Origin of the sequence: Pseudofrankia sp. EUN1h, assembly GCF_001854645.1 — a bacterium.
In the GTDB taxonomy this organism is placed as follows: Bacteria; Actinomycetota; Actinomycetes; order Frankiales; family Frankiaceae; genus Pseudofrankia; species Pseudofrankia saprophytica.
The window spans coordinates 93143-114092 of the sequence record NZ_MBLN01000003.1; the positions used below are offsets into that span (position 1 = coordinate 93143).

Consider the following 20950-nt stretch of genomic DNA (forward strand, 5'->3'; position numbering starts at 1 on the left):
CCGTCGTCAGACCTGGACGCGCATCGGCGGGGTCAGGACCTGGCCGGCGCGCGTCACGAGTCTGGCCATCTCGAAGGCGATCATCCCCGGGTCCGCGGCGGCCGAGGCGGCGACCGCCAGGCAGGACCCCTCGCCGATCGCGGCGACGAACAGGTAGCCGTCGTCCATTTCCACAATCGTCTGGCGGACGTCCCCGCCACTCATGTACCGGGACGCGCCGAGCGCGAGCGAGCGGAATCCGGACGCGACCGCCGCGATGTGGTCGCCGCCTTCCCGAGAAAGCCCGGAGGAACGGGCGAGCTGCAGGCCGTCCGAGGACAGTGCTACCGCCCATTGAACGTCGGAGATACGTCTCTCCAGATCGTTCAGCAGGAATCCGAGATTACCGGTGGGAGGCATCGCCCATCCTTTCGTCGTCGCCAGGAAGGCCCTGACGGAAGCCGGCCCGGAATGAGGTCACCAGGTTGCGGGCCTTCTCGGGGTCCGGCCCGGCGTTCTTGGCGTTCTTGGCGCTCGCCGTCGCCGGGGCGGCCGAGCGCCGGCCGCCGCGCAGCTCCGCGGACAGGTGCTCGCCGCGGCGGCGGTGCGGCAGGTGGCCGAGCGGTGGCTCGACCAGGCCGGCCGCTCCGGCAAGACTGGTCACTCCCGCCATGGCCGGGGGCCCCGCCGGGCCGGCCGCGCCCACCGGGGTGGGCGGAGCCTGCGGGCGCGGCGCGAACGGCGGTGGGGCCGGCCTTGACGCGCCCGGTCCCGCCGGCGGCGGCATCTTCGGCGCGGACAGTCCGGCCGGCGCCGCCGGGCGCACCGGCGGCCTCGTTCCCGCCGGCGCGGCCGGCCTGGCGGGCAGGGGCGGCGCGGTCGACGCCGGTGGGGCCGACGCGGCCGACGGGACTGGCGACGGTGGCGGGGTGCGCGGCGGGGCTGGCGGGTTGTTGGGCGGGGCCGGTGGGCGCTGGGTGGATGGGCCCGGCGAGCCGACCGTGATCGGTGGCAGCTCGAGCGTGTTGCCCCAGTCCGCCCGGACCGCGTCGAACAGCGTCGGACCCGTCGTGCCGGCGCCCACCTCGTCCGCCTCGTCGGAGCCCGCCCCGTCCGGGCCAGGGCCGCCGGCGCCGTTCGGGATGCCCTCGCCGGATCCGAGGTGGTCGCCGCGGCGCGGCGGTGGGTGGAAGAAGCTCTCGCGCACGCTGAGGACCTGTGACGGGTCCGCGTCGTAGCCGACGTCGAGACCGTCGAGGTACGCCCCGTCGTCCGCGAGGTCGTCGCCGTTCGCCGCGGCCCCCGTGGTGGCCAGACCGCCGGTGTTCACCGCGAACGGGTTCTCGTAGCCCACCCCGACGGCGTCGAGGCGCTCCAGGGCGGAGATCCGGTCGAGCGCCGCGCGCAGCGGGTCGTCGACGACGGGTGGCACCGCGGTGCTGTCGTCGACGAGCACCTCGGAGGGCAGCAGCACTACCGCGGTGACGCCGCCGTAGGCGCTGCGGGTCAGCTGCACGTCGATCGCGTGCCGGGCCGCCAGGTTCGCGACGACCCACAGGCCGAGCTTGTCGCCCTGCTGCTCCGGGTTGAACGGCGGCGGGTCGGCGAGGCGGGCGTTGAGCTCGGTCATCGTGTTCGTCGGGATCCCGATGCCACGGTCGGAGATCTCGACCGCGATGCCGGTGCCGACCGGGCTCCCGGACACCGTGACCACGGTGTTCTCCGGCGACATCTGGGTGGCGTTCTCCACCAGCTCGGCGAGCAGGTGGATGACGTCGCCGACGACCGGGCCGACGATCCGGATGTCGATCGTGGTACTGACCTCGACCCGGGTGTACGCCTCCACCTCGGCGACCGCCGCGCGCAGCGCGTCGACCAGCTTCACCGGGGAGCGGAACACCCGGCTCGGCCGGCCGCCCGACAGGGCGATCTGGCCCTCGACCTCCCGGCGCATGCGGGTCGCCAGGTGGTCGAGCCGGAACAGCCGATCGAGCATGTCCGGGTCCTGCTGGTCGCGTTCCAGGTCCGTGATCAGCTTGAGCTGGCGGTGGATCAGCGTCTGGCTGCGCCGCGCCAGGTTGCGCATCGAGGCCGACAGCGAGTGCTGCGCCGCGACCTCCGTCGCCGACTGGACGGCCGCCGAGTACACCTCGCGCAGCGACCGGGCGACGTCGCCAATCTCGTCGGCGGGACCGCGCGTCCCGTCGTCGCGGCCGATGTCAGCGTCCACCGGCCTGCGGTCGCGGATCGCGGCGGCGACCGCGGGCAGCCGCTGCTCGGCCATGTCGATGGCGTCCTCCCGCAGCGCCCGCAGCTGCCGGGCCAACCGGCGCGCGATCATGACCGACACCGCGAGCGTCAGGATCATCACGACCCCGGCGAGCAGACCGGCCAGCCAGGCTCGGGTCCGCGCCGTCGAGACGAGCGCGCTGCTGCGGTCCGACAGGTCCTGGGTGATCTGGGCCTCGACGTTGCGCAGCTGGTCGATCTTGGCGTTGGCGGCGGCGAGCCAGTCGGTCGGCGTGACGTCGACCGGCTGCTCGCTCTGCGCCTCGCGCAGCGCGCGGTCCTGCAGGGAGGTCACCGGGCCGAGCGTCGGACCGACGGCCTGGTCGTAGAGCTGGCGCTGGCCGGCGTCGGCGTAGACGTCGAACTGGCCGACCCAGGCGGCCTCGGCGCCGCTCGCGGCGCGGATGAGACCGAAGTTGTTGGAGTCGAGATGCTTGAGGATCACCAGGATGCTGACGTAGCCGCGCTGCTGGGCGGACTGCTCGGTGACGTTGCTGATCGCCGTCAGGGCCGCGACGGTGCGGACCACCTCGGGGTCGGTGGTGCCGACGCCGGACTGGGCAGGCGTGACGGCAAGCCAGGCGCGGACGATGCCGTTGTAGAGGTTCTGGCCGGCGTCCACGGCGTACTGGTGCGCGTCGATCTTGCGGCGTTCGGCGACCAGCTTGTCGGTCTGGGTCTCAGCGGTCGTCACGGCGGCACGCAGGCGCTCGTCGTCCGGCAGCGAGGCCGCGAACGTCTTCACGTCGCCGTACGCCCGGTCCACCTGGGGCCGGGCGGCCACCGTCTCCGCCTGCAGGACCCGGTAGCCCGAGCCGATGTAGGACAGCGACGCGTAACGCTCCTGGGACAACGCCCGGACCAGGGCGTTCACCTTGATAGTCAGCTGAGCGGCTGACTCGCTGCGGCTCGCCGCGTGCGCCGCGCCCACCTGCCCGGTCACGAGCAGCGTGGCGAGCCCAGCGAGCGCCAGCAGCGGCACGACCAGCGCGACCGCCAGCCGGTACCGAACCGGCCAGTTCTCCATCTCGCTCCCATCGGCGGATGCGGCACGACGACATTGGGGACCCGGGTCAGTGGGTGAAGAACAGGGTCAGGATGTGAGACGTGATCGGAGTAGCGGGGCCCAGAGGGGTGGGATCGGAATTCGACGGGGTGGGCATTGCGGGCGGGTGGGTCAGGGCCGCCGGAGCCGCGCCGGCACAGGAGGGGGGTGCACCGACGGCACCGACAGGAACGGAGGGGGTCGTGGCTGCGGCGAGGCGGCACCCCTTTGTCGCCATTGATTGCGGGTGCCGTCCCGAGCTCCGGCGGCGTTGCAAAAGCTAGCCCGCCCCGGACGGCGCCGATAGGTGAGCCAACGGTCCTATGTGGGACATGCGTCCTATAGGGGTCAGCTGGCACGGTCCTATGTGGGACACGCGTCCTATAGGGGTCAGCGAGGACCGTCCTATGTGGGACACGCGTCCTATTGGGGTCATTGAAGCCCCCTCACCTGGATAGTCCGTACTCGTGTCTTGGTGTAGCCTGCCCCGCACAGCCCTTCGACCAGGCGTAGCGGGGCAGCCACGCCGGTCGTGGACCGGCCGAAACAGTCCTCCCGCGTCCCGCCCCGCCCCACCTCGAACCCGTGCCGTGCCACCTACGGAGGGAGACGCCTGGTGCTGCTGGAGAAGCTGTTCGGTCTCGACGAGTTCGGCGTCGCCGTCTACCGGGCGGCCGCCGGGCACCGCTACTCCGACATCGAGTCGCTGGCCGAATGGGTCGGCCGGCCGGTGGCACAGGTCCAGGCCGAGGTGCACCGGCAGACGCAGCGCGGCCTGCTGCGCCTCGTCGGCGACACGTGGGAGGCCCAGGACCCGGCGCTGGTGCTCGAGGCGGAGCACGCGGCCGAACGCGTCGAGCTGGAGGCCACCCGCTCGGTCATGGTCGAACAGCGCGCGGCGCTATACCGAAGCGGGCTGTTCGCGGACTACCTGGCCGGCCGGCGCCGCCCAGGCCCCCACGACCGGGTCGTCACGATCCTCGATCACCACCAGATCCTGCTGAAGATCGCCGAGCTGGTCGAGAACGCCGAGTCCCAGGTGCACTTCCTGCTCGGCGGGCCAAGCCCGGCCGGCCCGGGGCAGGTCCAGTACATCCAGGACCTGGTGTGGGGGATGGCGCGCGCGGTGGAGCGTGGGGTACGGGTCGCCTCCGTGTGGGCGCCCGAGTACGTCGCGGCCGCCCGCGCGGCCAGCGGGACGCGGCGGCTGCCTCCGCTGGGCTGGGTCCGACAGAGCACCCAGGTGCCGATGCGGGCCGTCGTGGCCGACGCCCGCGCGGCCATCCTGCCGGTCGACCCGGACAACCTGGACCGGGGGGCGCTCGTCGTCGAGGCCCCCAGCCTGCTCGCCATCCTCGCCGACATGATCGAACGCATTCACCGCGACGCGCAGCCGTTGGCGGCGCCCCCGCCCGCCGCGGACCCCGCCGTGCAGCGCCGCCAGAACGCGGTGCTCGCGCTGCTGGCGCAGGGCCACACCGACCACGTGATCGCCACCCAGCTGGGCGTCACCATCCGGACCGTCCGCCGGGACGTCGCCGACCTCTACGAGGCGCACAACGTGACCAGCCGCTTCGAGCTCGGCGCCGTTACGGCCAGCCTCGGCCTCCTCCCGCCCATCGAGGTTTGAGCGCTCCCGCGGCCGGGAGCTCCGCGCCCCAGACCTCCCAGCAGACCTCCAGATCGCTTCGCGATCCGGCAGGAACCCCGGCTTCGTGATCCGGCAGGACCCTGCTCCCCACGTGGTTCCGGGCACTGGCATATGACGGTGGTTCGGCTGAGTCCGGGCTGACGAGGTGGCTAGGTTGGCACAGCGCTGATGCGCCGTCACTGGTGGTCGCTGAGTTGCATGAAGGGATTGCCGGTGTGCGTCTACGCCCTTGTCGCCGGCCGCCTGTCGGTGGCGGGACCGTTAGGTAGGGCGGCCGGCGACGGTGGCGGCGTGGCGGCGGAAGCTGGCGAGGGCGCGGCGGACGACGAGACGTTCCGCGCGGTCGGGGCGTAGCAGCGCGATCAGGTAGCGGGCGGTCTCGATGCCGGCGATCTCGCGCAAGGTGATCGCGCCGCCGGTCGGTGTGGTGTAGCGCGGCAGGACGGCGACCCGGTCGCCGCGGGCGACAAGGGCCTCGACCAGCCGGTTGTCGCGCAGCCGCTGGACGACGGACACGCCTCGCCCGGTCACCTCCTCGACGGCCAGCCGGACGGTGTCGAACGGGTAGCCGACCGGAACGCCGTACCACTCGACCTCGACGAGGTCGTCGGCCGCCACCTGCTCCAGGCGGGCCAACGGATGACCGACGCGCATCGCGATGTCGAGCGGTTCACGGGCAAGCGGCACGGTGACGAGGCCGTCGGCGCCCGGCGGCGGCCCCTTCCCGAGGCTGTGACCGATGACGATGTCGTAGTCGGTCACCAGCGCGGCGTACTCGTGCTCGGCGAGGTCCACGTCGTCGCATTCCAGCCGGACCGCCGTCGTCTCAAGCTCGGCCAGCACGTCCGGGAGCAGGAACGTCGCGGCGCTCGGAAGGGCGGCCACCCGTACGACGCCGGCGGGCTCACCGCGAAACTCGTCGAACCGCGCCTGCACCTCGGCCAGTACCCGGGCGACGTCGCGGCCGGCGTCGGCCAGCAGCCGGCCGGCCTCGGTGAGCCGGATCCCCCGGCCGTGCGGCTCGACGAGCCGGACGCCGAACTCGCGCTGAGCGGTGCGCAACTGCTGGGAGACGGCGGACGGGGTGCGATGGGTGGCCGCGGCGACCGCGGTGACGCTGCCGCGCGCGGCGAGCTCGCACAGCAGGTCCAGATGGCGGACGTCCACGCCGCCAGACTACCGACCTTGTAGGAGACCTACAGGTATATACGTATTAGTTTCACTTGTTCTTACAGCTCGTTGTCCGCGACAGTCGCGGTATGCCGCCCCGTCACCGCCTCCTCGCCCTGATCGTCGCGGTCGCCTGGGGCCTGAACTTCCTCGCCATCGACGCGTCGCTCGAACACTTCCCGCCGTTCCTGCTGGCCGCGGCGCGGTTCGCCATCATCGCGGTACCGACGCTGCTACTGGTGCCCCGTCCGCGGGTGCCGGCGCGGTGGCTGTTCGGCTATGGCCTCGGCTTCGGGACGTTGCAGTTCCTGTTCCTGTACTGGGCGATGCACGCGGGGATCCAGCCAGGGCTTGCCTCCCTGGTGCTTCAGTCATCGGCGCCGTTCACGGTGCTGCTGGGGGTGTCGCTGTTCGGCGACAGGGTTACGCCGCGGCGGCTCGCGGGCCTGGCGGTCGCGGTGCTCGGGCTCGCGGTCGTCGGCTGGGAACGGTCACACACGGCGGCGATCGGGCCGTTCCTGCTGGTGCTGGCCGGCGGATTCGGCTGGGCGATCGGAAACATCTGCAACGCCCGGGCGAAGGCATCCAACCCGTTCCACCTGACCCTCTGGATGTCGGTGGTGCCGCCGATCCCGATGTTCGGCCTCTCGCTGCTGGTGGAGGGCCCGCACCGGATCGGCGCCGCGTTCTCCACGACGGGGCACCTGCTCGGAGCGCTGGTCGGGCTCGCCTACACCGTGCTGATCGGCACCCTGCTTGGTTCGGGTCTCTGGAGCTGGCTGATGGCGCGGCATCCCGCCGGGCTCGTCGCACCGTTCTCCATGCTCGTCCCCGTCGTCGGCCTGTCGACCTCGGCCCTTGTTCTCGGCGAGCACGTCACCGCGCTCGAGATCGCCGGCGCCGCACTGGTCGTCGGCGGCGTCCTGTCTGGCTCGACGACCCGAACCGTGCCGATCCCCCTCCGCTGGCGTCGGCGACGCCAGGAACGACGTCAGGAACACCGCGGCCCGACCACGCCGACCGCCCCGACCGCTTCGACTGGCCCGACCTCGCCGGCTGGCCCGACCGTCTCGGCTGGCCCGGCCATGGYCGCGACGGTCGCCACGGGCCGGCAAAACAGGCTGTGACCACCGAGGCGACCGGGACCTACGCCCGTAGCCGCCTCTTCGGACCGCCCACCCGCAGGGAAATGCTGGTCAGCCCGCGCCCGAGGAGCTCGCCAAAGACCGAACCGTGGTGCGTCGCCACGCCTATCGGCACGCTGAACCAACACGCTTCACAGCAACGCCATCTATGTGTGTTGGATCAGCGGGTGTATAGGCACGCCTGCCTGCCACACATCGCCGTCCGGGCAGAGGCCGAGCTGGCGGACACCCGCCGCGGGCTCGGCGATCCACACCGGCCCGCCCCCGATCACCCGCCAGCGGCCACCTCAGCCGTATGCACACAACTACTTGGCGTATCAGTCCAGCGAGCCACCGGAAGGCGGACGCGTCGCGGCGCGCGCCCCTGATCGTGGCGTCCGGCAGGGCGAAGCCCGCCGGGGCGAAGGCGTCAAAGGAGGCCCGCGAGGCGGTAGAGGACGAGCGAGCCGGCAACGGCGACGTTCAGCGAATGTCCGGTGCCCACCATGGGGATCTCGACGACCGTGTCCAGCAGGGGCATGGCGCCGTCGGGAATTCCGGTGCCCTCGTGGCCGAGCACCATCACGGTGCGGCCGCCCGCCGCCGGCAGGTCGCCGAGGCGGATCGAGCCCTCCGCGAGCTCCACTCCGACGATCGCCGCTCCGGCGGCGCGCTGGGCGGCGAGCCAGTCGAGCGGATCAGCCACGCGGTGCACGCATGACCGGTGGCGCAGGGTGTTTCCCTTGGCGAGCGCCTCGGAGATCCAGGACGGCCGGCGCGGCACGGCGAGACAGGCCCCGACAGCGTCGCAGGTGCGCAGCAGCGTGCCCAGATTGACGCCATGCTTTGGCCACAACGGCGCGGCCACCAGGTGGTTCCAGCAGTGATGCGGCCGCTGGCGGCGAAGCCGGCGCAGCTCGGCCGGCGTACGCACGGATGCGCCGCTCATGGGGCGATGCGGAGCACAGCCCCCTTGTCTACGGGTGACGTCATGCGATCAACGGTATCGCGCGGGCGGTCCACCAGCACCGCCAGACCGCCGTCGGACCCGCCCTCGAACGACTCGGCTGGGCCACATCTCGACACCGTCTGAGGCGGGGCATTTCAGCCTTACCGCCCACACGGGGCCCCGCCGTCCAGGAGAATGGAATAACAACAGATGATCAATTGCCATGGGGCGGTCGGGGGGACGCCGCACCGGGGAGCTCACCGATGCATGACATGTTMAATGACCCTGCCCGCCGTCTGCTCATTGTCGCCCAGGAGGAGGCCCTCGGCTTTGGCCACGACCAGATCGGCACCGAGCACCTGCTGCTCGCCCTGCTCAACCGGCGCGCCGGCGCCGGAACCCAGGTGCTGGCTTCCCTCGGCGTCACCCTGGAACGCGCCCGCTCCGAGGTCGAGGCCATCGTCGGCCGCGGCCTGACGAGGCCGGCCGCCGTGCGCGGGAAGGCTCGCCGCGACCGCCGCCTGTCCTTCACCCAGCGGGCCGAATGGATCCTGGAACGCGCGCGGCTCGAGGCGAAGGCGGCCGAGCATTCCTACGTCGGCCCGGAGCACATCCTGCTCAGCCTGCTGCGCGAGGACGGCGGCGAGGGCGCCAAGATCCTCGACCGGCTGCGGCTCAACCGGGACGAGGCACGCCGGCGGACGCTGGTCGCGCTGCGCGTCCTGCCCTATCCGGGCCCAACTCTGCTGGACTCGGTCTCTGGCGACCTCGACGCCCAGATAGCGGCCCTGCGTGAGGCGAAGGACGAGGCCCTGGACAACCGCGACTTCGCCCTGGCGGTCGAGGTCCGCCAGAACGAGCGGACCCTCCTGGCCCAGCGCGCGAGCGTCGCCGCCCCGTCCTAGAGGTGCCGCCCCGTCCTGGAAGACAGCCCGTCCAGGACGGGCCTGACCACCAGCGGCGGGGCCCGGCGCCGTGCACACGCAGCGCCGCTGACGCCCGGTGCCACCGGAGGCTCTGTGGGTGCCGCCGAGGCTCGGAGTCCCGGCCACAACGGTCGGTCAGCGGCGCCGGTCAACCTCCTCGATGGTTCTGGTGTAGTTTGGCCGCCAGCCGGCCCGGGTGTGCATGGTTCCCCCCGTACCGCGCATACCCGGGCCGCGTCCGTTCGACGATTTCCTAGACACCCGCACGGTCATAGACGGTGAGCGCCTCGCGGACGACGAGCTCCACGTCGTCCGCGACCAGGAAACGTGACTCGACCAGCCGCCTGGCGGCGGCACGGACCGCCGACTCGTAGGCATCGCGCGTCGGGAGCACCGGGCGGGTGAGCAGGGGCAGTCTGCTGCCGAGGAACTCGTACAACGGGTTCGGCAGTCCGTCGACGGGGCGGCGCGGGTTCCAACCGGTGTAGGCCGCGACCGGAACCGCGACGACGGGTAGCGCGACGCCCGCGGTCTCGTTGCCGTCCGCGTCGACCGCGGCGACCACCGCCGGCTTCGCCGCGCCGAACACCGGCGGCCAGCGGCCGACACCGCGTCCCGCGTCAGGGCCGAGATCCATGTCCCTGGTGACGTTCAGCGCGCCGAGATCCGGGATCCGCACACCGTCGCCGACGGCGGCAGCGCCGCTGGCGACGGCAGCGCCGTCGGCCGCGGCCGCGAACCGTTTCAGGACGGCGTCGCGCGTCGACGCCGTTCCGTCCCGCCAGCGGGGAACCTCGCTGGCCGGCGGGTCGACGCCCACGCGGACCCATTCCACCAGCGCGACGAACAGGGCGCGCAGAATCGGTCCGACGTCGTGTGTGTGCGTCGGGTTCGCCGCCGGCATGAACTCCTTGAGCGGTATCGCGCCGAAGTGGTCCGTGCCTCGCAGCAGGTATACGCGCGTGTCCGGGTCGTCCGGCAGGTCCTCGCCGGTCTCCGGGTCGATGTGCACCAGCGCGCCGTCGCCGCGCCAGTACTCCCAGGAACTGTTGGTGAGAAACAGTTTCGGCACCGCGCCGGGGACGCCCGCCCCTCTGCTCGACGCCTCGCCTCTGCTCGACGCCTCACCGCTCCTCGTCCCGTCGCCCGCCCCTCCCCTGCCCGCCGCGTCGTCGTTCGCCGCATCGCTGCCGGCCGCGACTGYGGCCGCGCGGGCGGGGGCGAGGAGGCTGGTCGTGTCATACGGGGGAAGGTTCGAGAAGCCGGACGGGTGGGTGAGCGAGGGCTGGGCGTATCGGTGGTTGAACTCGCCCCGCCKGGCACCCGCGATATGTGCGAAGACGCCGTCGAAGACAACCGAGCCTGCCTCGTCGACGTTGCGGCCCTCGTGCAGGAACTGCCGCAGGAACCGGCCGGACTGGGAGACGCCGAACGCGAACGCGTGCGCCAGGCCGCCCGTGCGGCGCAGCCACGAGGCCGTGTCCCGGACCGCGAGCAGTCCGGTTCCCGTGACCGGGCACAGCGACGTGCGGTAGGTCAGCGTGTACCAGTGAAAGGCGCGGAACCCGCCGTCGAGCGCCACCGTCGTCGGGTCGACGAACCGCCACCGGTCACGGGGAACCGGCCGGGGAGCCCCGTCGGGGGCCAGCCGCTCGGCGAGGAACGCGTCCGGGTCGTCGACGTCGACGGTCGGGAGGTCTGCGAAGGTGAAGAACTGCGACGAGTCGGAAAGCGGATGGTCTGGCTGGTCCGTGTCCGGACGGAACTCGACCCGCAGCCATCCCGGCCCGACGTCGACCGTCGGTGCGGTGAGCCCGATGCTCGCGCGGCCGCGCGTCACGTCCCATTGCCAGCCGCACCAGACGATCGTCCAGCCCCGGGCGAGCAGAAATCCGTCGCCCGGATTGAGCCTGTCCAGGTCGACGAGCTGGGTGGGCGCGCCCGCGGAGAACGGGACCCCGCCGAGCAGGCCCCGGTTCGCGATGACGAGGACCAGACCGCCGTTGCCGCCGGCGCGCGGGCGCAGTACTCGCAGGTCGGCGTCGAAACGGGCCAGCCCATCCGGGCCGGCGGCGCGCTCGAGGTCGACGATCCCTCGGTTGGCCCCGGCGCCCGGGTCGACGGCGAACTCGGCCACCGCCGACACCGCCTCGTAGGCGCCGACCGTGCCCCACTCTCGCCCGTCCGCGAACGCCGACACGTTCTCGTCCCGCAGGCCGACCAACGCCACGCCCCGGATAGTCACACACCGCCGGACCGGCCGCCACGCATCCGATCACGACGCGCCAGGCGCCACGTACCAGGCGCCACGTACCAGGCGCCGTGAAAGGCCAGAGTCGTCTCAGGCAGCACCGACCCGAATGCGTCAGCATCAGCATCAGCCAGCTTGATCACCAGACGTGTATTCGGATCCGAACCAGCGCGGGCTTGGAGTTCGGATCAGATTTCAGCTCTGGCGATCTTCCGCGGCGGGCGCCGGACGGACGTTGCCGAGGATCGCGCTAGGCGTGCTCTGCGTTGGCGGGCGCCCGGGTCGCGGCCGCCGTCGTGGAACGCGTGGCGGGTGCGGGTGCGGCGCCACCGAGACCAGTGAGGCAGAAGGACCAGACGTGTTCGGCGATGACCGCGGTGGCCTCGCCCGCGGGGGCGAAGGCGTAGTGGTGGTAGACGGTCATGATCAGCTTCGTGATGAGGGCGGCGTCGCGGTCCGGGTCGATCGGGTGCAGCAGGCCGGCCGCCTGCGCCTCACGCAGCTCGCGGGCGATTAAATCGGTGATCGGCTGGATGGCGTGTGCCATGTCCTCCGGGAAACGCTGGTGCAGCCGCCAGTGCTGGGCGGTGATGAAACGCGGTCCGGTGCCGAGACGTCCGGCGGCGTCCGCCGCGTCGCCGTCGGCGCCAGTGGCGCCGACGACCCTGGCGGCGAGATCGCCCACGCCACCGTCACCCGCACCGCTCGCACCCGCACCGTTCACACCCACGCCGCCGGCATCCGCGCCGCCGTTGTCGGTCAGGCCCGAGAGGATCTCGGTCACGTAGAAGCGCAGGCGGGCCACCGGATCGGACAGGTGGCTGGCGGCGGCGGCGTAGCGCTCCGCGTTTTCGGCGATCATGTCCTCGATGACAGCGACCAGCAGCTGGTCCTTGCCGGGAAAATGCCGATAGAACGTCTGCAACGCGACGCCGGCCTCACGGGCCAGTTCCTGGGTGGTGAACTGGTCGCCTTTCTCGTCGACCAGCCGCCGGGCCGCCTCGACGATCACTTTTGCCTGCTGGATCGTGCGCAGGCGTGAGCGACGGACCGACGGCGAACGGTCGGCGGCGCGTTCTGCCCAGGACACAGGCTCGACGCTACCTTTCGTCGGGGCCGCCGCGGCCCGCGGTCCGGGCGGGTCGCCCGGACTGTGGCCGCGGTTACCCGGTTCAGCCGCCACGAGCGGAGACGAGGGCGCCGCGGTTGACCTTTGTCGCCTCGCTGCGAGGAATCGCGGCGACGAACTCGACGGTCTTGGGTGCCTTGTAGTGCGCGAGGCGGTTCTTGGCGTAGGCGATGACGTCGTCCGCGGACGGAGGGCTCGCGGGGTCGGCCGGTTCGACGATGGCGTGCACCCGGCGGCCCCACTCGGGGTCACGCAGGCCGACGACGACCACGTCGGCGATGGCGGGATGGTCGATGAGCGCGGACTCGACCTCGGCGGGGAACACGTTGGCGCCGCCGGTGACGATCAGGTCGACCCTGCGGTCGACGAGGTACAGGAAGCCCTCGGCATCCAGGTAGCCCATGTCCCCGGCGGTGTGGAAGCCGTCGTCGGTGCCGCGCAGGCGCGGGGCGTCGCCCAGGTACCGGTATCCGCCGTAGGACGGGGAGCGCAGGTAGATCTCGCCTATCTCGCCGAGTGGTGACTCGGCGCCGTCGGCGTCCAGGACGCGCAGCTCCGTGCCGCCAATGCCGCGCCCGACGCTGCCCTGATGGGTGAGCCACTCGTCGCCGCGGATCGCGGCGAGCCCGAGCCCCTCGGTCATGCCGTAGGCCATGACGATGCGTTCGGGGCCGACGAGCCCGGCCCATCGGTGGACGAGCGACGGCGGCATGGGAGCCGCGCCCTGAATGAACCAGTCGATGCTCGACAGGTCGCGGCCGTCGATGCCGGGAAGGTCAGCGATCCGCTGCAGCATCGTCGGGGTCGCGGTGAACGTCGTGATCCGGTGTCGTTCGATGACGTCGACGACCCGGGCGGCGTCGAACTTCTCCATCACCACCAGCCGGTCGCCCATCAGCAGGCTGAACAGCGTGGAGAAGCCGTTCGTGTGGTACATCGGCGCGAGCACCAGGATCGTCTGCGGCTCGCGCACCGGGCGCCAGTTCTCGAGCAGCCGACCGGCATAGCGCGGGTCGTGGACGCCGCGCCGCTCGGAAAGGATGATCTTCGGGGTCCCGGTCGAACCACTGCTGCAGATGCCGTTGACGTGCGGCGAGACGAGGTCGGGCAGATCGGGGACCGCGCGCCCTTCCGATTCGTCGATCCAGGTGAGGTCCGGCGGGCCCAGGTAGATCCGCGGGTCGATCACCTGACGCAGCCGCTCGAGCTCCCAGTCAGGCACATCCCAACGGACCGGCACCGGCACCGCGCCCAGCTTCCAGGCCGCGAGCGCGGACAACAGGAACTGCGGCGAGTTGCGCAGCCCGAGCCCGAGCCGGTCGCCACGGCGCAGACCACGGTCCGCGAGCGCGCCGGCCAGCTGGCTGGCGCGTCGGTCGAGCATCGGCCAGGTGAAGGCCGGCTCGGAGCCGTCCAGCCCGATGTGGCGGAACACCACCTCGCTCGGGTTCTCCTCGACGAGCTGCCGGATCCGTCGGGCGATGCTGACCTCGCCCTCGCCGGCCTCACCCTCGGCGGCCTCGGCTTTGCCGGTTTCGGTCTCGAAGGCGGCTTCCACGACCCGTCCCTTCCACGTCCCGTCCAGAGTTTCACTTCGGAGTCTCACGTTCGGAGCTGTCGCGCGGAGCCACTGTCACGCGGAGCCACTGTCACGCGGAGCCGCTGTCGCGCGGAGCCGCTGTCGCGCAGGGCTGCCCACCGTGGGCCGGGCTCGTTCCGCGGAAGGTGCCGGCTTCGCCGGCACCTGGTGGGAACCTCGCCGATCGGCACACGTGGGCGGCGCGGGCCCGGGGCCGGGACGGAATCCCGGCCCCGGGTCGCGAGCCGGCTCAGCCGGCGGAGGCGCCAACCACCTCGTAGGCGCTCGGCTGACCCTTGGCGTCGAGGGTCGCGGCCAGCGAGCCGCGGGTGCACACGGCGCTCGACAGCTCGGTGGCCGTCCCGTCGCACTTGAACTTCAGCCCACCGGCGCCGGGAAGCTCCGACTCCGGCATCGCCCGGATCGTGCTGATGATGCTCGCGGGCGTGATCTCGCCGCTGAGCTTGGAGGTCGCGAGCTGGAAGCCGGCGAGCGCGCTGAACATGCTCATCCCGCCGATCTGGCTGGTGTCCACGCCCTTGGCGTACTGGCTGACCACGGCCTTGTAGAGCTGGGTGGACGGGTTGTCGGTCCCGATTGGCGCCGACGCCGTGATCTCGATGCCGTTGAGCAGGTCACCCGGCACCGCCTTGCGGGTGGCGTCGGTGATGCACTGGGCGATGCTGGTGATCTGACCCTTGTACCCGACCGCGCGCAGGCCGTTGAAGGCGCTGATGCAGAACGAGTCGTTACCGAGCACGAACACCAGGCCGGGGTCGCCCGCGACGACCGGTCCCAGCTGCGGCGTCATGTCGGCGGTGCCCAGCGCGATCCGGACGAGGTCGTGCTCCAGGCCCGCCGCCTTGTACTTCCCGGGCGCGATCGTCTGCTCCAGGCCAAGGGCGGCCGGAACGTCGATCACGATCGACGTCACCTTCTTGAAGCCCTTCTCCTTGGCCACCGTGATCGGCAGGCCGATAGGCCCGGCTGACGGGTCGGACAGGATGAAGGTCGAGGCCTTGTCGGCCAGCAGCTCGGTCTCGCTGGTGGCGTAGAGCATCACCGGGATGCCGGCGTCGTGCAACGGCTTCCAGGCATCCTGCATGACGGCCGACTCGCCGAACACGGCGGCGACGACCCCGGCCTCGATCAGGTGGTTCCCGCAGTCGGTCGCCTTGCCGGGATCACCCAGGGCGTCGCACACGACCAGCTCGATCGGCCGGCCGGCGATGCCGCCCCGGTGCTCGTTGAGCCACTTCGCGGTGCCATTGGCGACCGTGTCCTGGGCGGACATGTCCGAGGACGGACCCTTGCCCTCGGTGACGATTCCGATCTTGACGGCCGCGCCCTTCGCCGGGTCGGACGGACCGAGCAGGGACGTCGCGGCGTTCGCCGAGGCGGATGGCGTGCTGCCGCCGCCGCCACCGTCGTCGTCGCTCCCGCAGGCCGCGACGAGACCAACGGTCGCGGCCAGCGCCAGGACCAGACCGGATAAGCCGGCCGACCTGGATAAGCCGGATAACCTGCCGGTTGTCCGCCGCGCTCGGCGCCGGTTCGGCCTACCCGGCAGGACCCTTGTGTGTGCCACTTGCCCTCATCTCGTGGTCGAAGCCCCCGCCCAGCGGCGACGGCCTGGGAATGACGAGTCGGGACGACGAGCAGGGCGGGCAACCGCGCCCAGGGCACGCCGCAGCCGTCGGTCGAAGCATTGAGCGACGTGCCACGGATCGGGGACTCGTCGCGAGTGTGTGAGCAGCCGGAGCCGGCCGCCGAACAAGACCTCGGTACCGGCTCGAGCCGTCTGGTACCGGGAGTGCACGCATGCTCGCAACATTCAACGGAGACGTCAAGCTCTACTGAAAAGTGAATTGGGGGCTTCTCAGCAACGAGAGTCCCGTTCTACAGTGCGGTCGTCGTGACAGTCCGCGGCGCGGCCGAGGGGCTCGACACGACGCGAGGGGAGGTCCGTCGAGTGGACGACGCCGAGTTAGACCCGTCAGACCCGTCAGGCCAGGTAGACCGCTCAGGCCAGGTAGACCGCTCAGGACAGGTAGACCGCTCAGACCCACCCGAGGCTCCAGGTGCGTTGGACGGCGTCCGCGTCGTGGAGCTGGCGCAATGGGTGTTCGTCCCGGTGGCCGGCGCGCTGCTGGCGGACTGGGGCGCGGATGTCATCCGGATCGAACGCCTGGAAGGCGACCCGTACCGAGGCCTGGCCACCCAGGGCATCGGAACCGACAGCGGCGGGGTCAACCTGTCCGTCGCCCTGGCCAACCGCGGCAAACGCTCGATCGCCCTCGACCTGCGCCGCGAGCAGGGACGAGCACTGCTCGACGAGCTGCTCGCGACCGCCGACGTGTTCCTGACGAACTTCCGGCCCGGCGCGCTCACCCGTCTCGGCCTCGACGCCGACACGCTGCGCCGGCGCTTCCCCCGGCTGGTCTACGCCCGTGGCCACGGCTACGGGGTCCGCGGTCCGGATGCTGATCTGCCCGGCTACGACTCGTCGGCCTTCTTCGCGCGCGGCGGCATGGCCCATGTGCTGACCCCGCCCGAGCGGGACTATCCCATCAGCCAGCGCGGCGCGATGGGCGACCGCAACGGCGCGATGGCGCTGGCGTTCGGTGTGGCGGCGGCCCTGCTGCGCAGGGAACGGACGGGCTCCGGCTCGGTCGTCGACGTCTCGCTGCTCGCGACGGCGATGTGGACGCTGTCGTCCGACGTGCTCTCGGCCCTGTCCGGCAGCGAGCCACGAGCCATGCCCGGCCGCACCGGCGGCCCGAACCCGCTGGTCGGCAACTACCGGACGAAGGACGGGCGCCACATCCAGCTGGTGTTCCTGGAGGCCGACCGCTACTGGGCCGACTTCTGCCGGCTGCTCGGACGCGACGACCTGGCCGCCGACCCGCGGTTCGCGGACCTGCGGACGCGCGGCGCGAATCGGGACGCCTGCGTCGCCGAGCTGGACGCCGAGTTCGCCAGCCGCACCTTCGAGGAGTGGAAGGACCTGCTGTCCGGGATCGACGCGCCCTGGGCACCCGTACAGGCGGTCGAGGAGCTGCTCACCGACCCGCAGGTGCTGGCGAACGGCTACCTGGGCGAGGTTCACGTCGACGACGGGCCCACCTACCAGCTGCCGACCGTTCCGGTGCAGTTCGACGAGCGTCCGCCGCCGCTGCGGCGTGCCCCCGAGCATGGCGAGCACACCGAGGAGATCCTGCTGGAGCTTGGCCGCACCTGGGAACAGATCGCCGAGCTGAACGAAGCGAAGGTCATCCCGTGACCGCACCGGCGCCGGCGCCCGCGACCACGCCGGCCACCACCTCTGCGGCCCCGGCCGACCCATCCGCGACACCAGCCGACCCATCCGCGGCCCCGGCCGACGCATCCGCGACGTCACCGGCCGCTACGCCCACCCGTCGGCCGCTGCCGGTGTCGGACGAGCAGTCCGCGCCGTTCTGGGCCGCCGCCGCCCGCCACGAGTTGGTGATCGCTCGCTGTGCCCGCTGCGGCGCCTTCACCCACCCACCTGACATCATCTGCCCGCACTGCGGCAGCACCGACCCGGGCTTTACCTTCCAGCCAGTCAGCGGCCGCGGGACCGTCAGGTCGTGGACGGTGGTTCGCCAGTCGTTCCTCCCAGGCTTCGACGTGCCCTTCGTCCTGGTCGACGTCGAGCTCGCCGAACAGTCCGAGCTGCGCCTGATCGGCCGGCTCGTGGACGGGCCCGACGCGCCGCTCCGCGTCGGCGCACCGGTCACCGTCGCGTTCGAGGACGTGGCGCCAGAGGTCGCCATTCCCGCCTTCGAGCTGGCGGGTGACGCATGAGCGAGAACGACCCGGTGCTCGACGACCAGGCGCAAAGGAGCCAGGCACAGGAGAGCCAGGCACAAGAGACCCGGGTGCGAGGCGACGAGCGGCACGGCAGTGCCGATGGGGCGACCAGTGACCGGCAGCGGCATAGCTGGGCGCGAAGCGGCCAGCAACGACGCGGCCGGCCGAGCAACGAGGTGGCCATCGTCGGGTACGCCCACAGCCTGGTCCGCCGGCACGCGCCCGAACCGCTGGGTGTCCTCGCCGTCGACACGGCCCGCCGGGCGATCGCAGACGCGGGCCTCCAGGTCGCCGACGTCGACGGGTTCGTCAGCGCTTCCATGTTCCCGACGGCCGGCGCGCACACGGTCGAGGACGGGACGAGCATCGTCTCGTCGCAGTGGATGGCCGCGCATCTCGGCGCCGACGCGCGCTACACCGCCGGCTTCGACGGTGTGGGTGCGCTGACCGGGTCGTTGGCACTCGGGGTGAACGCGGTCGCGAGCGGGGYCGCCGACTACGTGCTGCTGCACCGGGCCCTGCACAACCCGGTGGGCAGCTACCACGCGAACCCAATGACGTCGGCGGTCGGTTGGCAGCAGTGGACCGCTCCGCAGGGCTTCTTCGGCCCGCTGCAGATGATCGCGCTTCCGTACAACGAGTACCTGGCGCGCTACGGCGCGAGCCGGGAGGCGATGGCGGCGGTGCTGGTGGAGGCACGCAAGAACGGCGCGCGCATCCCCTGGTCGTACTGGCATGGCAAGCCGCTCACCGCCGAGGAGTACCTGGCCGCACAGACGCTGGTGGACCCGATCTGCCGGTACGACTGCGACATCCCCGTCGACGGCGTCGCCACGTTCGTCCTGACCTCAGCCGAGCGGGCCGCCGACCTGCCGAACAAGCCGGTCTACATCGCCGGCTACGCGTCCGGCCTGCCGCCGCGGCGCCGGCTCGCGCAGCACTGGCCGCTCGACGACATCATGGACGCCGGATTCGGCCTGGTCAGCAGGTTGTGGGAGCGTTCCGGGGTCGGGCCGGCCGAGATCGACCTTCCGCAGGTGTACGACGGGTTCTCACCGTTCGTGTACTTCTGGCTAGAGGTTCTCGGCCTCTGCCCGGTCGGTGAGGCGCATCGCTTCGTCCAGTCCGGTGGCATCGACGCCGACCGCCCAGACGGGCTGCCGGCGCTGTCCGGCGGCGGCGCGCTCGGGAACGGCCGCATGCATGGCGTCCCCCAGATGCTCGAGTGCTACCTGCAGCTTTCCGGCCGCGCGGGCGAACGCCAGCGCGACAAGGCAACCATTGGCGTCGCCTGCCACTCGTCGCCGCACTACGGCGGCGCCGTCGTCTACAGCGCCGTCCCGTTCTGAAGTTCTGACCCGTCCCGACGTCCTGACGCCCCGACGTCCGACGTCCCGACCCGTGTTGGCGCGCGGTTCCGCGGGGCGCGCATCCAGGTACGTGAATCCAGCAAGCAAGGGAGGCCGGGGTGCCGGCAATCATCGAGGAACGGCGTTCATACGTCGCCGGACGGTGGGTCCACGGCGATGGTTCGTTCGCCGTGGAGAACCCGGCCGACGAGTCGACGGTCGCCGAGATCGGCGTGACACCGCTCGCCGAGATCGAGCGGGCCATCACCGAGGCGCGGCGCAGCTTCGACGAGGGCGTGTGGGCCGACAAGCCCGCGGCCGAACGCGCGAGGATCCTCCTGGCGTTCCTCGACCACATCGAGGCCTCGCACGACGCGCTCGTCGCCACGATGATCGCCGAGGCCGGCCAGCCGGTCGCGTACGCGGAACGGGCGCAGTTCGCCTCCGGCCTGGCGCTCGGGCGCGCGACGATCGACCTCTACCAGTCGATGCGGCACGAGGAAGCAAGCCCCGTGCCCGTCAACGAGCTGGTGCTCGGCCGGGTGGCGCTCAGCGTGCGCCGCCACGAGCCGATCGGCGTGGTCGCGGCCATCACGCCGTACAACGGCGCGATCATCATGGCGTTCCAGAAGGTCATCCCGGCGCTGATGGCGGGCAACTCGGTCGTCCTGCGGCCCAGCCCGCTGACGCCGATCTCCTCGCTGGTGTTCGGCGCCGCGGCCGAGGCGGTCGGCCTACCGCCGGGAGTCCTGTCCGTCGTCGTGGAACAGGGCGCCGCCGGCGCCGAGCTGCTCACGACGCACCCAGCCGTCGACATGGTGTCGTTCACCGGCTCCACCGCCGTCGGGAAGCGGATCCTCGCCCAGGCGGCGCCGACGGTGAAGCGGGTCTCGCTGGAGCTCGGTGGCAAGTCGGCGCAGATCTACCTGCCGGACGCCGTCGACCGCGTCGCGACCGGGGCGATCATGGTCGTGGCCACCACCGCCGGCCAGGCCTGCGTCGCCGCCACCCGGATGCTCGTGCCGGCGGACCGCAAGGAAGAGGTGGTCGAGGCGGTCAGCCGCGTCTACGGGTCGTTGAAGGTCGGTCCGCCGTCGGACCCGGCCTCGATGATGGGCCCGGTCATCAACGACGCCGCCCGGGCGCGCTGCGAGCGGTACGTCGCCCTGGCCGAGCAGCACGGCGGCAAGGTCACCACCGGCGGCGGCCGGCCCGCCGGGCTGGAGCGCGGCTACTACTTCGAGCCCACCGTCCTGGACGTGCCTGACAACGCCAACCCGGCGGCCCAGGAGGAGATCTTCGGCCCGGTGCTGTCGGTGATCGGCTACCGCGATCTCGACGACGCCGTCCGGATCGCGAACGACAGCGTCTACGGCCTGTCCGGCCAGGTCTACGGCAAGGACGTCGCCGCGGCCACCGCCGTCGCCCGCAGGCTGCGCACCGGCGCGGTCAACGTCAACACGTCCGTGTTCAGCGCCTATGCCCCCAGCGGGGGCTACAAGCAGAGCGGTCTCGACCGCGAGCGCGGCCCCGACGGCATCCGCGCCTTCCAGGAGGTCAAGCACATGTCCATCGGGGAGCTGCGCTAGCGCGGCCAAAACCGCAAGGCCCCGCCCTGGCCCTGCCTGCCCTGGCGGGGCGCCCCGGATGGCCCCGGCACCGACCACGGACCACG

15 protein-coding genes are annotated in these 20950 nt (G+C 71.9%); 7 read left to right on the plus strand and 8 right to left on the minus strand.

Annotated elements, in window-relative coordinates; translation table 11 throughout:
- Positions 1 to 6 precede the first annotated feature (6 nt).
- Together BCD49_RS03585 and BCD49_RS45785 are read right to left on the minus strand one after the other, a co-directional pair.
- Positions 7 to 399: a roadblock/LC7 domain-containing protein gene (locus tag BCD49_RS03585; protein ID WP_007520785.1), complete on the minus strand. Its 393-nt coding sequence runs from the start codon at positions 397 to 399 to the stop codon at positions 7 to 9.
- A complete protein-coding gene (locus BCD49_RS45785) occupies positions 383 to 3295 on the minus strand; it encodes a sensor histidine kinase (protein ID WP_051466371.1) in 2913 nt (970 codons plus the stop codon). Before BCD49_RS45785 ends, BCD49_RS03585 begins: the two co-directional genes overlap by 17 nt.
- 634 nt (positions 3296 to 3929) lie before the next feature.
- On the opposite strand from BCD49_RS45785, the gene BCD49_RS03595 reads away from it, so the two are divergent.
- Positions 3930 to 4943 carry a helix-turn-helix transcriptional regulator gene (locus BCD49_RS03595; protein ID WP_007517594.1) on the plus strand — a complete coding sequence of 338 codons (1014 nt, stop codon included), beginning with the start codon at positions 3930 to 3932 and terminating at the stop codon, positions 4941 to 4943.
- A 282-nt stretch (positions 4944 to 5225) separates the two neighbouring features.
- Here the strand turns inward: BCD49_RS03595 and BCD49_RS03600 are convergent, their stop codons facing one another.
- Complete coding sequence (locus BCD49_RS03600) at positions 5226 to 6131, minus strand: LysR family transcriptional regulator (protein WP_007517590.1); 906 nt, start codon at positions 6129 to 6131, stop codon at positions 5226 to 5228.
- Between the two features lie 92 nt (positions 6132 to 6223).
- Here BCD49_RS03600 and BCD49_RS03605 point away from each other — a divergent pair, with 92 nt between their 5' ends.
- Complete coding sequence (locus BCD49_RS03605; protein ID WP_071041116.1) at positions 6224 to 7261, plus strand: EamA family transporter; 1038 nt, start codon at positions 6224 to 6226, stop codon at positions 7259 to 7261.
- A 427-nt stretch (positions 7262 to 7688) separates the two neighbouring features.
- On the opposite strand, the gene BCD49_RS03610 is transcribed toward BCD49_RS03605, so the two are convergent.
- The gene (locus tag BCD49_RS03610; protein WP_027140935.1) at positions 7689 to 8207 is read right to left on the minus strand and encodes a TrmH family RNA methyltransferase; all 519 of its coding nucleotides are present in this window, start codon (positions 8205 to 8207) and stop codon (positions 7689 to 7691) included.
- A gap of 263 nt (positions 8208 to 8470) precedes the next feature.
- Here BCD49_RS03610 and BCD49_RS03615 point away from each other — a divergent pair, with 263 nt between their 5' ends.
- The gene (locus BCD49_RS03615) at positions 8471 to 9112 is read left to right on the plus strand and encodes a Clp protease N-terminal domain-containing protein (RefSeq protein ID WP_071041117.1); all 642 of its coding nucleotides are present in this window, start codon (positions 8471 to 8473) and stop codon (positions 9110 to 9112) included.
- Positions 9113 to 9386: 274 nt separating this feature from the next.
- Here the strand turns inward: BCD49_RS03615 and BCD49_RS40190 are convergent, their stop codons facing one another.
- The 4 genes from BCD49_RS40190 to BCD49_RS03640 form a co-directional block, all read right to left on the minus strand.
- Positions 9387 to 11363, minus strand: coding sequence for an alpha/beta hydrolase domain-containing protein (locus BCD49_RS40190; RefSeq protein WP_083401227.1), 1977 nt, complete (start codon positions 11361 to 11363; stop codon positions 9387 to 9389).
- Between the two features lie 271 nt (positions 11364 to 11634).
- Entirely contained in the window at positions 11635 to 12474 is an 840-nt protein-coding gene (locus BCD49_RS40195) for a TetR/AcrR family transcriptional regulator (protein WP_106410266.1), read from the minus strand.
- A gap of 82 nt (positions 12475 to 12556) precedes the next feature.
- Positions 12557 to 14071 (minus strand): AMP-binding protein, encoded by a 1515-nt coding sequence (locus BCD49_RS03635; protein ID WP_007517576.1) that lies wholly within the window; start codon positions 14069 to 14071, stop codon positions 12557 to 12559.
- A 271-nt stretch (positions 14072 to 14342) separates the two neighbouring features.
- Positions 14343 to 15680: an ABC transporter substrate-binding protein gene (locus BCD49_RS03640; RefSeq protein WP_007517574.1), complete on the minus strand. Its 1338-nt coding sequence runs from the start codon at positions 15678 to 15680 to the stop codon at positions 14343 to 14345.
- A gap of 498 nt (positions 15681 to 16178) precedes the next feature.
- On the opposite strand from BCD49_RS03640, the gene BCD49_RS03645 reads away from it, so the two are divergent.
- The 4 genes from BCD49_RS03645 to BCD49_RS03660 all read left to right on the plus strand — a co-directional run bounded on the left by BCD49_RS03645 (position 16179) and on the right by BCD49_RS03660 (position 20864).
- Positions 16179 to 17375: a CaiB/BaiF CoA transferase family protein gene (locus BCD49_RS03645; protein ID WP_027140937.1), complete on the plus strand. Its 1197-nt coding sequence runs from the start codon at positions 16179 to 16181 to the stop codon at positions 17373 to 17375.
- Between the two features lie 143 nt (positions 17376 to 17518).
- Positions 17519 to 17920: a Zn-ribbon domain-containing OB-fold protein gene (locus BCD49_RS03650; protein ID WP_027140938.1), complete on the plus strand. Its 402-nt coding sequence runs from the start codon at positions 17519 to 17521 to the stop codon at positions 17918 to 17920.
- Entirely contained in the window at positions 17917 to 19275 is a 1359-nt protein-coding gene (locus BCD49_RS03655) for a thiolase family protein (protein ID WP_241832247.1), read from the plus strand. The genes BCD49_RS03650 and BCD49_RS03655 overlap by 4 nt, the downstream gene beginning before the upstream one ends.
- A 119-nt stretch (positions 19276 to 19394) precedes the next feature.
- Positions 19395 to 20864, plus strand: a complete 1470-nt coding sequence (locus BCD49_RS03660) for an aldehyde dehydrogenase family protein (protein WP_007517567.1) — start codon at positions 19395 to 19397, stop codon at positions 20862 to 20864.
- The last annotated feature ends 86 nt before the right edge of the window (positions 20865 to 20950 follow it).

Excerpts from the sequence above, each read along its gene's own strand:
- BCD49_RS03585 (WP_007520785.1), bottom strand. The coding sequence starts at position 399 with ATGCCTCCCACCGGTAATCTCGGATTCCTGCTGAACGATCTGGAGAGA.
- BCD49_RS45785 (WP_051466371.1), bottom strand. The coding sequence starts at position 3,295 with ATGGAGAACTGGCCGGTTCGGTACCGGCTGGCGGTCGCGCTGGTCGTG.
- BCD49_RS03610 (WP_027140935.1), bottom strand. The coding sequence starts at position 8,207 with ATGAGCGGCGCATCCGTGCGTACGCCGGCCGAGCTGCGCCGGCTTCGC.